The following is a 14,194-nucleotide window of genomic DNA, read 5'->3' on the forward strand; positions in this document are numbered from 1 at the left end:
CAGGTTGAGACTGCTGTGCGCCAGCGCACCAGCCGGAAAGAGCACCAACGGCCCGATAGGAGCATTGTCCGCGGTCGCGGATTCGGTGATGCTGTTGATGCCGTCATAGGCCTGGAAATCGACGCGCGAGAAAGCCGGATCGCTGCCATCGGCCGCATGATCGGTCTTCTGGTAAACACTCTGCGCGCTGCCGTGGAAGGTGAAGGTCTGGCCCTTGATCGTCACCGAGATAGTCATCGCGCCCGGCGTATCGAACCGGTAGAGCGGCGACACGCCGTCGCTATCGGTGATGGTGGTCATCGATTGCGCGTCGAGTGTGTATTTGATGGTGAAGGCCTGCCCGGCAAGCGACGTGAATGCAGGGCCAAACAGCCCGTGATCGTCGGCACCAGTCGCGATCGTGCCCGACAAGGTGATGTTGAATATCGTCGCCGCCGCGGGCGCGCAGAGACCGGCCGTCGCGGCAATCGGCATGGCAATCTTGGTGAGCAGCTTCATGTCTTCCCCGTTTCGCGGGGAGCCCTGATCACGCACGCCGCCTCTGTCAAAGCGGCGCGCTACGAACGGCCTGGCTGGTACCCTTGAGCGGCACGAACGGCATCGAAAGCGGGACGAACGACACGCCGTCCACCATTGCCGTCAGTGGGTGGTGTCGGGCGGTACCACCGGCAGCGGCAGCGGTGCGACCGGCACGCCGTCCTCCACCAGCGCCCTGGCCTCCTCATGCGTTGCCTGGCCATGGATCGCGCGCTCGGGCGCGTCGCCTTCGTGGATCGCGCGCGCTTCGCTGGCGAATTTGGCGCCGACATGTTCGGACTTCTCCAGCAACTGGGCCTGCGCCTTGGCGAGCGCGGCCAGCATCTTTTTCATCTCGGTCGGCGTGCCGCTTTGCATGGGCACGATTCCGTTGCCCTGATTGCCCTTGGGCGCGACGTTGGGCGCCATCACCGCCTTGCCGATCTCGGTCGCGCCGCAGATCGGACAGGCGACCAGACCGCGCGCGCGCTGGCTCTCATAATCCTCGGTCGAACCGAACCAGGCTTCGAACACATGGCGCTGACCGCAAGCCAGATCGAACACGATCATGGCGCCACCGTAACCGCGCCGATCGGCCGGCGATGATCGATCACCGGGATCCTGCCCCGCGCCTCGGCGACGCGGGCGGGATCGATCTCGACCAGCGCCACGCCCGGTGCATCGCCCATGTCGAGCAGCACTTCGCCCCAGGGATCGACCACCAGCGAATGGCCATAGGTCTGCCGTCCGTCGGCGTGCGTGCCGGTCTGGGCGGCCGCGATCACGAACGCCGCCGCTTCGATCGCCCGCGCGCGCATCAGCACATGCCAATGCGCCTTGCCGGTCGGCACGGTGAAGGCGGCGGGAATCGCGAGCATGGTAGCACCCGCATCGCTGAGCGCGCGGAACAGGTCCGGGAAACGCAGATCGTAGCAGACCGACAGGCCAAGCCGGCCCCACGGCGTATCGACCGCCACCGCCTGCCCGCCCGGCGCATAAGCGGCGGATTCGCGGATCGACTGGCCATCGGGCAGATCGACGTCGAACAGATGGATCTTGTCGTACCGGGCACGGATCGCGCCGGTATCGTCGATCACGAAGGCGCGGTTGGCATAGCGTCCGTCCGCTGCCGCGCCGCGCACCGCGAGCGAGCCCAAATGGACCCACAGGCCGTGCTTGGCCGCGGCCTCCCGCACCGCGGCCAAGGCCACATCCTGATCCTCGGCGACGATCGTACCGGCGGCGCGCGCCCGATCGCGATCGAGCACCGCGCTCATTTCGGGCGTGAACAGCATGTCCGCGCCCTCGCCCGCCGCCCGTTCGACCGCCTCGACCAGTGTGCGCGCACCGAGCAGGGGATCGATGCCGCTATTGGCCTGGAGCAAAGCCGCGCGCATCAGCCCGCGAGCATCGGGTCGAGCTTGCCCGCTCGTTCGAGCGCGGCCAGCTCGTCCGAACCGCCGACGTGGCGGTCGCCGATGAAAATCTGGGGTACGGTGGTGCAGCCATTGGCGCGCTGGATCATCTCCGCGCGCTGCGGGCCGCCCAGCGTGATGTCATATTCCTCGATGGCGACGCCCTTTTCACCGAGCAGCCGCTTGGCCCGCACGCAATAGGGACAGAACATCTTGGTGTAGATTTCGACCTTGGGCATTCACGCTCCTTGTCGTTCCGATCTGTGGTTGACGATGCGGTGTGTCAACGCATGTCCTCCTCCGAACGCGCCACGCGCGCCCAGCACAGGACGTTTACCTCCGCCGCCCCGGCACGCTTGAGCACGCGGGCACAGCCTTTGGCGGTCGCGCCGGTGGTGTAGACGTCGTCGATCAGCACGATGCGGCGGCCCTTCACCGCCTGTTTCCAGGCCGGCCCGATCCGGAACGCGCCCGCGACCGTCCGCTCGCGCGCCAGTCGTCCCAATCCGCGCAACGGCGGCGTGCGCTTGGGCCGATCGATCAGGTCGAGCGCCAGTTCACCGCCATCCCCCACCAGCGCCCGCGCGATCAGCGCCGCCTGGTTGTAGCCGCGCGACCACAGCCGCCAGCGATGGAGCGGCACCGGCGCCACCAGCGCGCCGTCGAGCATCGCCCCGCCGACCCGCCGCATCGGCCGCGCCATCGTCAACGCAACGCCGGGCCGTCGGCCATATTTGAGCTTGAGCGCGAGCGCGCGGGCGATCGGGCCGTAAGCGACAGCGGCGCGGGCGCGATCGAAGGGCGGCGGATCGGCCAGGCAGGCGCCGCACCGCGCCTCCTCATGGAAGGCGAGCGCGACCGGTTCGCCGCATTGCGCGCAGGCCGGCCCGCCGAGGAAGTCGAGCTTCTGCCAGCAGGTCAGGCAGAAAGCATGATCCTCCCCCACCACCGTGCCGCAACCCGGGCAACGCGGCGGCAGTGCGAAGGCGATCGCGGCGCGCGCCGTATCGCGGACCAGTCTGAGCAGCGACATGGACCGCTTGTCCGTCGCGTCGGGCGCGGGCACAAGCCCCGCCGTGGAACCACCCGAAATCTTCGATCGCAATCTGCGGCGGCTGCGGCGCGACCGCGCCGCGCCGCGCTTCCGCGAATACAGCTTCGTGCGCGACGCGATCGTCGAGGGCCTGCTCGACCGGCTCGACCTGGTGACGCGGCGGTTCGAACGCGCGCTCGACCTCGGCACCGCCGACGGCAGCCTCGCGGACGCGCTGCGCGCGCGCGGGATCGAGGTCGTGGCGAGCGATGCGGGCACGCGCTTCGCGGCGGGCGGCGTGCAGTGCGACGAGGATCGGCTTCCATTCGAACCCGCCAGCTTCGACCTGATCCTGTCGGCGGGCGTGCTCGACAGCGTCAACGATCTGCCCGGCGCGCTCATCCAGTGCCGCCGAGCGCTCAAACCCGACGGCCTGTTTCTCGCGGGCTTCGCCGGCGCGGGCAGCCTGCCTTTTCTCAAACGCGCTTTGCTCGATGCCGATGCGGCGGCGGGCGGCGGTATTCCTCAGCGGGTTCACCCGCTGATCGACGTACGCGCGGCCGGCGATCTGCTGACGCGGGCCGGGTTCGTGCTGACCGTCGCGGACGGCGAGCCGCTCGATGTCGGCTATGGCGATCCGTTCCGGCTGATGACCGATCTGCGCGGCATGGCGGCGACCAACATCCTTGCCGGCCAGAGGCTGCCGCTAACGCGCGGTCGACTCGCCGCGATCGCCGAATCGTTCGCGGCCAAGGCCGGCCCCGACGGACGGCTGCGCGAGCGATTCGAACTGGTGTTCATGACCGGCTGGTCGCCCGGCCCGGATCAACCGCAGCCCGCGCGGCGCGGATCGGCCACCGCCAGTCTTACGGCAGCGCTCAGGGCTGGATAGCCGCCGTACCGGTCGCGCCCTGACCAGCCTCCCGTTCAGGATTGGTTTCGATATGGCTACACTTGGTCTGGCGTGCGGCAACTTCCGACCCAGTAGCCGACATTCGAGCGATGGCTTACAAGAGGTTATGCGCGGAGAAATCGGTTCGACTTTCAAGATCGATGGCGGCGACGGCGATCAGGATTTTTTCCCTTCCCCGATGATTGCCCGTCGAGTGTCTGAGCCGTGGTTCGGCGGCACTCTCCCTCGCGGGCAAGCGTATCTACTCCAACTGGCTAACGGCAAGCATATTGGCGAGTATGTGGCGGTAACTTCCCGTCAGGTTGCGTCACTCTCGGATCAGCTCGCGAATGGCCCTTGGGCAAGTGTCGTGGTTCACCGGATACTCCAACCTGGCGAGGGCTTCTCACCTACCGTTGAGGCCGCTCCAGCCATAGGCATGGCCATCATCGAAGCTCTGTAGATCTCAACGACCGCTCCCGACCCAATTGCTGTCATAGGGCAAGACATGCCACGATGCTGTAAGGAGACGATTGGGGAGAGGCGGGAATGATCGTGCTTCTGGCATTGGCGGCGCTAGCGGCCACCGTACCGAAGACTACCGAGCTGCATTTTGGAAGCGAGCCTTGGCATCTCGAACTGGCCCTAGGCGAATTGAAGCCCAGCGGCGGCGCTGAAAGCCGTCCAGACCGGAAGGTCTATACCTATGCCGACAAGCAAGGAACGGTTCTCTCCGTGATTGTCGAAAATGCGCATGAGCCGGCAAACATCGAAGGCTGCCGGGAGGTTTTCCAGCGACGCAAAGCCGACATCCAGCCCAACGATGAAGTTCAGGTCGGTCGCGGCGACGCTGTGATGCAAGAATATGACTGGAAGCTGGAGTTCCAGGGCAAGCCAGTTGTCCAGCACAACGTCTTTGTCTGTCGCGTACGCGGCACCTACTACATCGACGTGCACGCATCGAAAATTCCGTATGTCCCCTCCGATCGCGGTGCCCTTTTGCGCTTGGTCGACGCTGTGACTTTGATCGATCCTGCACCGTAGCCGCGAGATCATTTCGATTGGCTTGGAAGCGCTAGCTCGATGCGCCGTACGCGACCGCTTCCGCCCAACTGGTTCTCAAAAGCTACCGGTCGCCTTTCCACCCAAGAGCGGACATTCACCGGCGGACCTTCCCGCCGGTCGCCCGTCAATCACACGCTATGGGAGGCTGGACAGGGGCGCGGGCCAGTGCGGCGCTTCACAATAACGCTTCAAGCAATCCTATCAGCGGCCGGTCGGGCCCGGGCATTTCGAGCCCGTACAGATCATGGACGCGCACCCAACGCAGCGTGGCGCCTTCGAGCGATGTCGGCGTGCCGCGCCATTTTCGGCATACGTAGAGCAGCAGGACCATGTGGCGCGTCCCGCCCGGCTGCAGCTCGCTGGCGAAGGTCGCGGGCGCCAGGCAGGCGGCCTCGACGTCGATGTCGAGCTCTTCCTTGAGTTCGCGAATCAGCGCCGCCTCCGGCGTTTCGCCTTCCTCCACCTTGCCGCCGGGGAATTCCCACAGGCCGGCGAACGGCTTTCCGGGCGGCCGCTGCTGGATCAGCAAGCGGCCGTCGGCGTCGATCAACGCCGCCGATGCGACAGACAGGAAGTTCATGAAATCCTTTCTTTACCCTACCCGGCCTAAACTCGCCTTCCGAGTCTGTGACGTATGGCGGACGCGTTGAGGGAATGGGACATGAACAGCCGACTGATCAAGCTCGTCCGCAACAAGCGCGGCGCGACCGCGATCGAATATGGCTTGATCGTCGCCCTGATCGTGATCGTGGTCGTGGTCGGCATCTCCGCGCTCGGTGGCTCAACTGGCGGCATTTGGGGAAATATGACCACCAAGGCCAGCACCGCGATGTCGGTATCCTAAAAAAATGACAAGGACCGGCGCGGCATTAAATATTCCTAAACCACCAACCGTTAATCAGGCCAGTGCTGGTCCGCTCCTTAAGGCAGCCGGCGCCGTGAAGTCAGGACCTAACAGCAGTCGATCGACGAGGAGAATCAGTTATGCGTGCCATCCGTAATTTCATCAAGAACAGCAAGGGCGCTACCGCCATCGAATACGGCCTCATCGCCGCCTTGATCGCGGTTGCCGCGATCGGTGCGATGTCGACGCTCGGCGGCAAGCTCAAGAACACGTTCTCGAACGTGTCGAACAACATGAACGTCTCGTAATCTCGATTACGGACTGAACGGATTGGGCCGGCGCAAGAAATTGCGCCGGCCCTTTTTGATTCTGCTGCGCAACTGACGGTCAATATGGTTTTGCTTGCGTAACGTTAACCATCTTCGGAAACATAAGTATAGTTATGCCAGATTAACAGAGCTTCGGCCTTCGTTACGGGGGCGAACTTCTGGAGGCACCTATGAAGTTTTTGAAGAACCTCGCCAGCGAAAAGCGCGGCGCGACGGCCATCGAATACGGCCTGATCGCGGCGTTGATCGCGGTCGCGGCGATCGGCGCGATGTCGACGCTCGGCGGCAAGCTCAGCACCACGTTTTCGAACGTGTCGAACAACATGAACGTCTCGTAAGAGCGTACCCGATCCCCTTCCGTGGAGACCACGGGAGGGGATCAGCCTATGGCGAGGAACTTGGCGCGCCGCTGCTCGATCAGAGCGGCCGGCGCTATCGCCGACAGGCTCGCCAATTCATCCGCGATCGCATCGCCGAGCGCCGCGATCGCCGCCGCCGGGTCGCGCTGCGCACCGCCGACGGGCTCGGGCACGATCCGGTCGACCACACCCAGTTTTTCCAGATCCTGCGCGGTGATCTTCATCGCCTCGGCGGCATCGGCCGCCTTTTCGGGTCCGCGCCACAGGATCGACGACGCGCCTTCCGGCGAAATCACCGAATAAATGGCGTGCTCGAACATCAGCACGCGGTTGGCGGCCGCCAGTGCCACCGCCCCGCCCGATCCGCCCTCGCCGACGATCGCCGCGACGATCGGCACGCCCAGCGCCAGGCATTGCTCGGTCGACCGCGCGATCGCTTCGGCCTGGCCGCGCTCTTCCGCCTGGACGCCGGGAAACGCACCGGCGGTATCGACCAGGGTCACCACCGGCAGACCGAAGCGTTCGGCCAGCCGCATCAGGCGGATACCCTTGCGATAGCCTTCGGGCTTGGCCATGCCGAAATTGTGCCGGATGCGACTGGCGGTATCGTCGCCTTTCTCATGCCCGATCACGACCACGCGCCGGCCGGCAATGCGGCCGAGGCCGCCCACGATCGCCTGATCGTCGGCAAAGGCGCGGTCGCCCGCAAGCGGCATGAAATCGTCGACGAAGCCCGCGATATAGTCCTTGAGATGCGGCCGCTCGGGGTGGCGCGCGACCTGCGTCTTCTGCCACGGCGTCAGCTTGGAATAAGCCTCGCGCAGCAGCCGGTCCGACTTGGACTGGAGCTTGGCGACTTCGGTTTCGATGTCGAGCGCGCCGTCATGGCTGTCGGCGGTCTCGCGCAATTCGACGATCCGCGCTTCGAGCTCGGCGATCGGCTTTTCGAATTCGAGGAAAGCAGTCATCGGGCGGCGGTTAAGAGGCGAAGCCGTCAGCGTCAACGCGCCAGATGATGGCGGCGCTTAGTAAGTTCTTGTATTGTTCCACATGAAACAGAGCCAGCGGGCAATCTATCAGTTCGTTTTCGGCGTTTTTTCAATTTTCCCCTCGGCCCGCCCACCCGGGCCGTCCGCCAGCGGGTGACGCTGATTGACCAGTTCGACCAGCCGGCGGCTGTCGATATGCGTGTAGATCTGGGTGGTGGCGATGTCGGCATGGCCCAGCATCGTCTGCAGCGCGCGCAGGTCCGCCCCGCCCTCCAGCAGATGCGTGGCGAAGGCATGGCGCAGGACGTGCGGGCTCACCCGATCCGGGCTGATGCCGGCACCGGCGGCCAATGCGCGCAGCAGCTGGAACAGGCGGACGCGGCTGACATGGGCCTTGCCCGAAGGAAAGAGATAGGCGCCGTCCTTGGGCAGGGTCGCGGCATATTCGCCGACCGCCGCGCGCGCCCGATCCGACACCGGCACCAGCCGTTCGCGCCCGCCCTTGCCGCGCAGGATCAGATAAGGCTGGTCTCGCCGCACCAGATTGCGCGGCAACGACACCAATTCGGTCGCGCGCAGGCCCGATCCGTACAAAAGCTCCACCAGTGCCGCGAGGCGCAGATTGGCGGGCGAGCGCTCTACGCCCAACCGCCGCTCGATCTCGGCGAACAGCCGGTCGACATCCTTATGGTCGAGCGTGCGCGGCAGCGATCGGGCCGCACTTGGCCGCGGCAAGGCGTCGGAGGGATCGTCGGCGCGTAGCCGTTCCTCCGCGAGGAAGGCGAAGAAGCGCCGCAGGGCCGAAGCCTTGCGCGCGACGCTGCTGCGCGCGAGCGGCAGCCATTCTTCGCCCAGCCGGCTCAGCATCGCCGCATCGGCCTGGCCAAGCTTGCCGCCGAGCGATTCCGACGCCCCCGCCAGATCGCGGCCATAGGCCATCAGCGTGTTGCGCGCCGCGCCGGCTTCGGCGGCCATCATCTCCAGGAAGCGCTCGATCAGCGCCCGATCTTCTCCGCTTGCCCCCGCGGCGGTCATCGCCGCCTCACAGACTCGCCGGCGGTCATCGCCGCCTCATGGCCCCGCCGACGGTCACAGCCGCGTCATCGCTTCCGCCGAGATCATGCGCGCCTCATTCTCCATGCCGACCGCGCGCAGCGCGCTGACCATCTGGTAGAAATCGGCCGCCGGCACGCCCGTCCAGTTAGGGGACTGCATGCCGACCGCGACCAGCAAGGCGACGGTGCCGCGCTGGCGTGCCGAAACCGCGCGCCGCAGCGCGTTGCCATAGGGACTGGACTGGCCGAGCGTGACACCCAGCCGTGCGGCGAGCTTGGCCGCGTCCGCATCGCTCAGCCGCCCGAGCCCCGCCAGTGCGGAGACCAGCAAGGCACTGCGCTGCGCACCCGAGGCGCCCGCGCGATCGGCGAACTTGCGCACCCGCGCCGGGGTGATGCCAACCACTGGCCGGCGCGCGCCCACCGCGAGGACCGACCAGGCCCGATCGCCGTCGCTACCGCCGGCCGCATCCGCGACCTGCGCCCAGCGTTCGGCCTGGATGTCGAGCCCGGCCGCCAGCATCGATTCGACCAGAGCCGCGACATCGTCCTTCTGATCGCCGGACGGCGTGATGCCCACCGCCGCACGCGCGGTCAGGATCGACGCCGCATAACGATCGCGCTCGCCGCCTTCGCCATTGGCGGCCGCATCCCAGATGGCATGCATCGCGTTGAGCCGGGCATCATCGTCGTCGCCGCGATAGGCGGCGCGCAGCCTGCCGGCCGGGCTGTCCGTATCCTCGTCGCCGGATTCGTCCATCGCCCGGCCATAGAGATCGACCAGATCGGCACTGGAGACGACGCCGAGCACCGCGGCGATCCGGGCAGGGGCGATCCGATCGGCCGCGGACAACATCGGTGCGCGCGCCAGCCACGCCTCGAACCACACGGGCGCGCCATCGAGCAGATTCTGTGGGATGGCGACGCCAAGCGCGCTCGCCAGGCCGAAACGCCAGTCGGTCAGCGAATCGACCGCCGTCCAGTCGATCTGCACGTCGCGGCGTCCGCCGCCGCCCGCCGCCACCAGCCGTTCGGCGAGCGGATGGTCGATCGGATCGTTGGGCGGGCCGCGACCGATCGTGGCGTTCGCGGTCGCCTCGTCGCCCGCCAGCGTGGCGCATATCGCACGGACCATCGGCCATACGGGCTGACCGCCGACCTGCTCGCCACCTTCCGGCAGCGGGCACAGACCCTGCGGATCGGACGTCGCCAGCGCCGATTCGATCGCGACCCGGCGCAGACGCGGGCTGAAGCGCTCGACATCGACGCCCTGGACCAGCATCCGCGCGGCATCGGCCTCGCCCAGCCGCAGCAGCAAAGCGGCCCGATCGGCAACCCAATCGGCCTGCCCCTCACCGCGCGGCGCGGGCGTCGCACCGAGCAAGGCCCGGCGCAGCATGATCTCCGCCCAACGCGACGCGATCGGCGTCTGCAGGCGGCGCATCAGGGTTACGACGTAGCGGCCATCCGCCTCGCCAAAGGCATCCGTCCCGTAAATGGATTCGGGACCCACCAGATCGAGCGAGCGCGTCGCTGCGTCCGGCATCTCCTCCAGCGGCGCGATCTCGGCCGCGGCGAGCTTGGCGATATCGGCCGGCAGCAAGGCTGGGCTGGTTTCCGCAACCGCTTCGTCGGCATTGGATGTCGCCGCCGGCCCGATCGGCGCGGGCGCGGCGCCCTGAACGGGCACAGGCTGAGTTGGGGCAGGCACCGCCTTGGGCGGGTTTGCGCCAAATCCCGGCGGCAACAAGGATTGCGGCGCGTCCTGACTTAGCGCCGGCAGCGCAACCGCGAGTGCCGTCGCCCCCGCCGCTAACCCGGCAAGAAACTTAGTGCGTCGCCGCATTGGCGGTCACCGGCTGCTCGACATGCGTCACCGGCACTGGGCGATCGAGCGCCGCCAGCGCGAGCATCGCGCCGACGATGACCACAAGAATGATGAGGAGAATCAGGATCGGGCGCGGCAACTTGGCATCCTTCAAGAATTCATATGCGGCGGCGCTTTTGCCCGACCGGGGAGGCCTGTGTATAGCCCCTGCCGCCATGTCCGCCACCGCGCATCAGCATGATCCGATATCCCGTCCGATCGTGCTGATCGGGCTGATGGGTGCTGGCAAATCCACCGTCGGCCGTCGGCTGGCGCATCGCCTCCACCTCCCTTTCGCCGATTCCGATCACGAAATTGAGGAGGCGGCCGGACTGACCATCGCCGAGATGTTCGAGAAATATGGCGAAGCGGAGTTTCGCGACGGCGAACGGCGCGTGATCTCGCGCCTGATCGACGGCAATCCCAAGGTTATCGCGACCGGCGGCGGCGCGTTCATGAACGATCAGACTCGATCGCTCATTCTCGAGCGCGCGACCGCGATCTGGCTCGACGCCGATGTCGACGTGTTGGCCGAGCGTGTCGGCCGCCGCGCCGGAACCCGGCCCTTGCTCAACGGCACCGACCCGCGCGAGAAGCTCGCCGCTTTGGCAGAGGCGCGCAATCCGATCTACGCGCTCGCGCCGATCCACATCCGCAGCCGACCCTTGCCGCATGACGCAACGGTCGACGCCATATTGAGAGTGCTTGGCCGATGATCCGTGTCGATGTCGGCCTGGGCGACCGTTCCTACCCGATCCTGATCGAAGCCGGGCTGCTCGATCGCGCCGCCGAGCATCTCGCGCCGTTCGCGCGCAAGGGCCGGCTGGTGGTGGTGACCGACGAAACGGTCGCGGCCCAGCAATTGCCGCGCCTCGCCGCGGGTCTCGGCGACATCAAGATCGATCCGATCATCCTGCCGGCGGGCGAAGCCACCAAAAGCTGGGGCATGCTCGAACGGCTGACCGATCAGCTGCTCGACTATGGCGTCGAGCGCAGCGACCGGATCGTCGCGCTCGGCGGCGGCGTGATCGGGGATCTGGTCGGTTTCGCCGCCTCGATCCTCAAGCGCGGCTGCGGCTTCGTGCAGGTGCCAACCACCCTGCTGTCCCAGGTCGACAGTTCGGTCGGCGGCAAGACCGCGATCAACGCCCGCGCGGGCAAGAATCTGGTCGGCACCTTCCATCAGCCCGATCTGGTGCTGATCGATCCGACCACGCTCGACACCTTGCCGCTGCGCGACGTGCGCGCCGGCTATGCCGAGGTGGTCAAATACGGCCTGATCGACGATTTCGACTTCTTCTCCTGGTGCGAAAGCCATGCCGAGGCCTTGCTCAAGGGGGATGCCGAAGCGCGGACGCAGGCGATCGCGCACAGCGTCGCCGCCAAGGCACGTGTCGTCGCCGCCGACGAACGCGAGACCAGCGGTGTGCGCGCCCTCCTCAACCTCGGCCATACGTTCGGCCATGCGCTGGAGGCCGAGACCGGTTTCTCCGATGTCTTGCTCCATGGCGAGGGCGTCGCCTGCGGCATGGCGCTCGCCTTCCGTTTCTCAGCCGCACAGGGGCTCTGCCCGGGCGAGGATGCGGTTCGCGTCGCCAGCCACCTCGATCGGATCGGCCTGCCGACCACGCTCAAGGCCGCGCATGTCGATGCCGACGGCGCGACTTTGGTCGCGCATATGGCGCACGACAAGAAGATGGAGCGCGGCCGCCTGCCCTTCCTGCTCGCGCGCGGAATCGGCCAAACCTTCCTCGCGAAGGATGTCGATCTGGCCGAGGTCGCCCGCTTCCTCGACGGCGAACGCTAGCTTAGCCCTCTCCCGCTTGCGGGAGAGGGCTTCTAAGCCAGCCGCAGTCGACCGGGCACGAAACCGGCGCGCTTCTTCCATGTGAGCAAGCCCGCACCGCCATGCTCGGCCGCGCCATAGAGCAGCACCTTGGCGCCCTTCGCTGCCGGCTCGTCCTGCGCGATCAGCCAGCGCACGATCCGATAGTGGAGCAGCATCATCACGCTGTCGGCGAGCCGGTCGCGATGGCCCATGATCTCGGTATAATGGACGACGTCGCCGATCCGCATCACCTTGACGTAGGCGACCAGCCGCTCGCCGACCTCGACCCCGTTCTGGCGATGGCCAGGCTCGGGCAGGAATATGCCCCACCAGATCGTCCAATGGACCGGGCAACAGGGCGGCCCCACCGTCAGACGCTCGGTCGCGGGCGTATCGATATGCTCGGGCTTGAGGAACCAGCGGTCGAACACGGGGCCGGCGGCGCGAAACGCCATCGACGTGCGGACCGCGTGCATATCCTCGACATGCGAAGCGAGCATGAATTGCCGCGCGCCATAACCGGCGCGCTCCGCCTTGCGGATCTTCGACAAAGTCCGCGACGAGCGCTGCTTCAGCAAAGCATCGAAGGCAGCGGCATCGCCCAAGCGATCCATCGCGATCAGCATCGGCGTCAGCCGGGTCCGCTCGCTCCAGGTGGAACTGTGCGGCCGCTGCCCGGCATAACGCCGCAGCAATTTGGGCACCTTGTCGGTGTGGAGCGGGCATGGCGCGCGGCAATCCTGCGGGCGGTGCCATTCGACCGGATATTCGGCCACGTCGCCGGCCGTCATATCGAACCGGCGCAGCCGTGACCGGCGCAAGGCAAGCACGAGCGCGGGCTCGATCACGGCCTGATGCAGGCGGACGGCGAATTTGCTGATGGGGTTGGTCATGAAAAAGCGAGCGGCCCGCGTCTCACTTCGTTGCGTGGCGCCACGCCAACAGCAGCCAGCCGGCGATCATGCCGAGGCCGCCTACAGGCGTGACGATGCCGAGCCAATGCGGCGCGCCCAACGCCATCGCATAGAGCGTCGCGGCGAACAGCGCCGAGCCGCACAGGAACAGGATCGCAGCGACCCTGTTTCCCAACTGGACGGCGACAATCGCCGCAAGCGCGTGAATCATCTCATATTCGCCGCCGGTCTTGAGCCATTCGCCCGGCTCGCCGCTCACCCCGTGTGCGCCAAACGCGCCGGCGATCACGGCACACGCGCCGGACAAGGCAGCGAGGCGGACCAAAGTTCGGTTCACAAGGAGGCGACCAGCAAAGCGGCAGCCACTATCAAGGCCGCGACGCTAACGATCAGCACCGCACCGGCGACCATGTCCTTGATGATCTTGATCTCGGGGTGCTGAGCCGGATGGAGCAGGTCGATCACACCCTCGATCGCTGAATTGATCAGCTCAAGCGCCATCACCATCGCCGCGACCAAGGCCACCAGCGCCCACCAGATCGCCGCCGGCCGCAATACGACCAGCGCGGTCAAAGCCGCGAGCGCGAACAGGCAATGCGTGCGGAAGCTTCGCTCCCGCAGCCAGCCGGAGCGAAGACCCGCAAAGGCGAAACCGAGCCGCTGATGAAGCGGGCGGTTCTTCATCCGTCCTCGTCCAGCAGCAACGCCGCCGGCGAAAGGATAGAGCGCGCCTCGGGGGAATCGTTGCCTTTCTCGACCTGGATGCGCAGCCTTTCCTTGTCGCGGGCGCGGTAGGCGGTCTCGATCCGCGTGATGCGATCATCGTCGACGCCCAGCGTCTTGAGCACGCGCCGGCCCATCACGACCGCGCTTTCGAACACTTCGCGGATCACCGCGACGGTATCGAGCCCGCGATAGCGCATCAGAGCCCGCCGATCGTAGGCGCGCACGAAGATCGCGGCCTGGCGGAAGGTCTTGAGCGTAAGCTCCAGTTCGTCGCGGCTGAGCTGATCCTTGTCCATCGCGAATACGATCGTGCGCGCCTCGTCGGCGCCCGCCTGCCTGAGCAGATCGAGCCGCGTGCCATC

Annotated in this window: 21 protein-coding genes and 1 pseudogene; 8 read left to right on the forward strand and 14 right to left on the reverse strand. The window is 66.6% G+C overall.

Features of this window, described 5'->3' with window-relative positions; translation table 11 throughout:
* From VK533_RS14710 to VK533_RS14730, 5 genes are all read right to left on the reverse strand, one after another.
* On the reverse strand, nt 1-498 hold a 498-nt coding region (locus VK533_RS14710; protein WP_324378964.1), incomplete at its 3' end, for a hypothetical protein.
* 141 nt (nt 499-639) lie between these two features.
* Nucleotides 640-1,086, reverse strand: a complete 447-nt coding sequence (locus VK533_RS14715) for a DUF1178 family protein (protein WP_324378966.1) — start codon at nt 1,084-1,086, stop codon at nt 640-642.
* Entirely contained in the window at nt 1,083-1,913 is an 831-nt protein-coding gene (locus VK533_RS14720; RefSeq protein WP_324378968.1) for a carbon-nitrogen hydrolase family protein, read from the reverse strand. The genes VK533_RS14715 and VK533_RS14720 overlap by 4 nt, the downstream gene beginning before the upstream one ends.
* Nucleotides 1,913-2,170, reverse strand: coding sequence for a glutaredoxin 3 (grxC, locus tag VK533_RS14725; RefSeq protein WP_324378970.1), 258 nt, complete (start codon nt 2,168-2,170; stop codon nt 1,913-1,915). The genes VK533_RS14720 and grxC overlap by 1 nt, the downstream gene beginning before the upstream one ends.
* A gap of 44 nt (nt 2,171-2,214) precedes the next feature.
* Nucleotides 2,215-2,964 carry a ComF family protein gene (locus tag VK533_RS14730; RefSeq protein ID WP_324378973.1) on the reverse strand — a complete coding sequence of 250 codons (750 nt, stop codon included), beginning with the start codon at nt 2,962-2,964 and terminating at the stop codon, nt 2,215-2,217.
* On the opposite strand from VK533_RS14730, the gene VK533_RS14735 reads away from it, so the two are divergent.
* The 3 genes from VK533_RS14735 to VK533_RS14745 all read left to right on the forward strand — a co-directional run bounded on the left by VK533_RS14735 (nt 2,963) and on the right by VK533_RS14745 (nt 4,900).
* Nucleotides 2,963-3,856, forward strand: a complete 894-nt coding sequence (locus VK533_RS14735; RefSeq protein WP_324378975.1) for a methyltransferase domain-containing protein — start codon at nt 2,963-2,965, stop codon at nt 3,854-3,856. The genes VK533_RS14730 and VK533_RS14735 overlap by 2 nt on opposite strands.
* A gap of 127 nt (nt 3,857-3,983) precedes the next feature.
* Nucleotides 3,984-4,319 (forward strand): hypothetical protein, encoded by a 336-nt coding sequence (locus VK533_RS14740; RefSeq protein ID WP_324378976.1) that lies wholly within the window; start codon nt 3,984-3,986, stop codon nt 4,317-4,319.
* Between the two features lie 86 nt (nt 4,320-4,405).
* Nucleotides 4,406-4,900, forward strand: a complete 495-nt coding sequence (locus VK533_RS14745) for a hypothetical protein (protein WP_324378979.1) — start codon at nt 4,406-4,408, stop codon at nt 4,898-4,900.
* Between the two features lie 196 nt (nt 4,901-5,096).
* Here VK533_RS14745 and VK533_RS14750 read toward each other — a convergent pair whose 3' ends face one another.
* A complete protein-coding gene (locus VK533_RS14750) occupies nt 5,097-5,501 on the reverse strand; it encodes a (deoxy)nucleoside triphosphate pyrophosphohydrolase (protein ID WP_324378981.1) in 405 nt (134 codons plus the stop codon).
* An 81-nt stretch (nt 5,502-5,582) separates the two neighbouring features.
* Here VK533_RS14750 and VK533_RS14755 point away from each other — a divergent pair, with 81 nt between their 5' ends.
* The 3 genes from VK533_RS14755 (at nt 5,583) to VK533_RS14765 (ending at nt 6,432) form a co-directional block, all read left to right on the forward strand.
* Nucleotides 5,583-5,765: a Flp family type IVb pilin gene (locus tag VK533_RS14755; RefSeq protein ID WP_324378983.1), complete on the forward strand. Its 183-nt coding sequence runs from the start codon at nt 5,583-5,585 to the stop codon at nt 5,763-5,765.
* 140 nt (nt 5,766-5,905) lie between these two features.
* Nucleotides 5,906-6,073 carry a Flp family type IVb pilin gene (locus VK533_RS14760; protein WP_324378985.1) on the forward strand — a complete coding sequence of 56 codons (168 nt, stop codon included), beginning with the start codon at nt 5,906-5,908 and terminating at the stop codon, nt 6,071-6,073.
* Nucleotides 6,074-6,264: 191 nt separating this feature from the next.
* Nucleotides 6,265-6,432 carry a Flp family type IVb pilin gene (locus tag VK533_RS14765; protein WP_324378987.1) on the forward strand — a complete coding sequence of 56 codons (168 nt, stop codon included), beginning with the start codon at nt 6,265-6,267 and terminating at the stop codon, nt 6,430-6,432.
* A 41-nt stretch (nt 6,433-6,473) separates the two neighbouring features.
* Here VK533_RS14765 and VK533_RS14770 read toward each other — a convergent pair whose 3' ends face one another.
* From VK533_RS14770 to VK533_RS14785, 4 genes are all read right to left on the reverse strand, one after another.
* A complete protein-coding gene (locus tag VK533_RS14770; RefSeq protein ID WP_324378989.1) occupies nt 6,474-7,421 on the reverse strand; it encodes an acetyl-CoA carboxylase carboxyltransferase subunit alpha in 948 nt (315 codons plus the stop codon).
* A gap of 108 nt (nt 7,422-7,529) precedes the next feature.
* Entirely contained in the window at nt 7,530-8,477 is a 948-nt protein-coding gene (locus tag VK533_RS14775; protein WP_324378991.1) for a tyrosine recombinase, read from the reverse strand.
* A gap of 54 nt (nt 8,478-8,531) precedes the next feature.
* Entirely contained in the window at nt 8,532-10,187 is a 1,656-nt protein-coding gene (locus VK533_RS14780) for a hypothetical protein (protein WP_324378993.1), read from the reverse strand.
* Between the two features lie 139 nt (nt 10,188-10,326).
* Nucleotides 10,327-10,464 carry a hypothetical protein gene (locus VK533_RS14785; RefSeq protein ID WP_324378995.1) on the reverse strand — a complete coding sequence of 46 codons (138 nt, stop codon included), beginning with the start codon at nt 10,462-10,464 and terminating at the stop codon, nt 10,327-10,329.
* A gap of 76 nt (nt 10,465-10,540) precedes the next feature.
* Here VK533_RS14785 and VK533_RS14790 point away from each other — a divergent pair, with 76 nt between their 5' ends.
* Together VK533_RS14790 and aroB are read left to right on the forward strand one after the other, a co-directional pair.
* Nucleotides 10,541-11,080: a shikimate kinase gene (locus tag VK533_RS14790; protein WP_324378996.1), complete on the forward strand. Its 540-nt coding sequence runs from the start codon at nt 10,541-10,543 to the stop codon at nt 11,078-11,080.
* On the forward strand, nt 11,077-12,171 hold the full coding sequence (gene aroB / locus VK533_RS14795; RefSeq protein ID WP_324378998.1) for a 3-dehydroquinate synthase: 1,095 nt from the start codon (nt 11,077-11,079) through the stop codon (nt 12,169-12,171). Before VK533_RS14790 ends, aroB begins: the two co-directional genes overlap by 4 nt.
* A gap of 32 nt (nt 12,172-12,203) precedes the next feature.
* Here the strand turns inward: aroB and VK533_RS14800 are convergent, their stop codons facing one another.
* From VK533_RS14800 to VK533_RS14815, 4 genes and pseudogenes are all read right to left on the reverse strand, one after another.
* Nucleotides 12,204-13,085 carry a hypothetical protein gene (locus VK533_RS14800; protein ID WP_324379000.1) on the reverse strand — a complete coding sequence of 294 codons (882 nt, stop codon included), beginning with the start codon at nt 13,083-13,085 and terminating at the stop codon, nt 12,204-12,206.
* 22 nt (nt 13,086-13,107) lie between these two features.
* On the reverse strand, nt 13,108-13,431 hold the full coding sequence (locus tag VK533_RS14805; RefSeq protein WP_324379002.1) for a DUF423 domain-containing protein: 324 nt from the start codon (nt 13,429-13,431) through the stop codon (nt 13,108-13,110).
* An 8-nt stretch (nt 13,432-13,439) separates the two neighbouring features.
* A complete protein-coding gene (locus VK533_RS14810) occupies nt 13,440-13,790 on the reverse strand; it encodes a diacylglycerol kinase (protein ID WP_324379005.1) in 351 nt (116 codons plus the stop codon).
* Nucleotides 13,787-14,194: pseudogene (locus tag VK533_RS14815) on the reverse strand (sodium:proton exchanger); the annotation flags it as partial. The gene VK533_RS14810 and the pseudogene VK533_RS14815, both read right to left, overlap by 4 nt.

Source organism: Sphingomonas sp., from assembly GCF_035317925.1.
Classification (GTDB): Bacteria; Pseudomonadota; Alphaproteobacteria; order Sphingomonadales; family Sphingomonadaceae; genus Sphingomonas_I.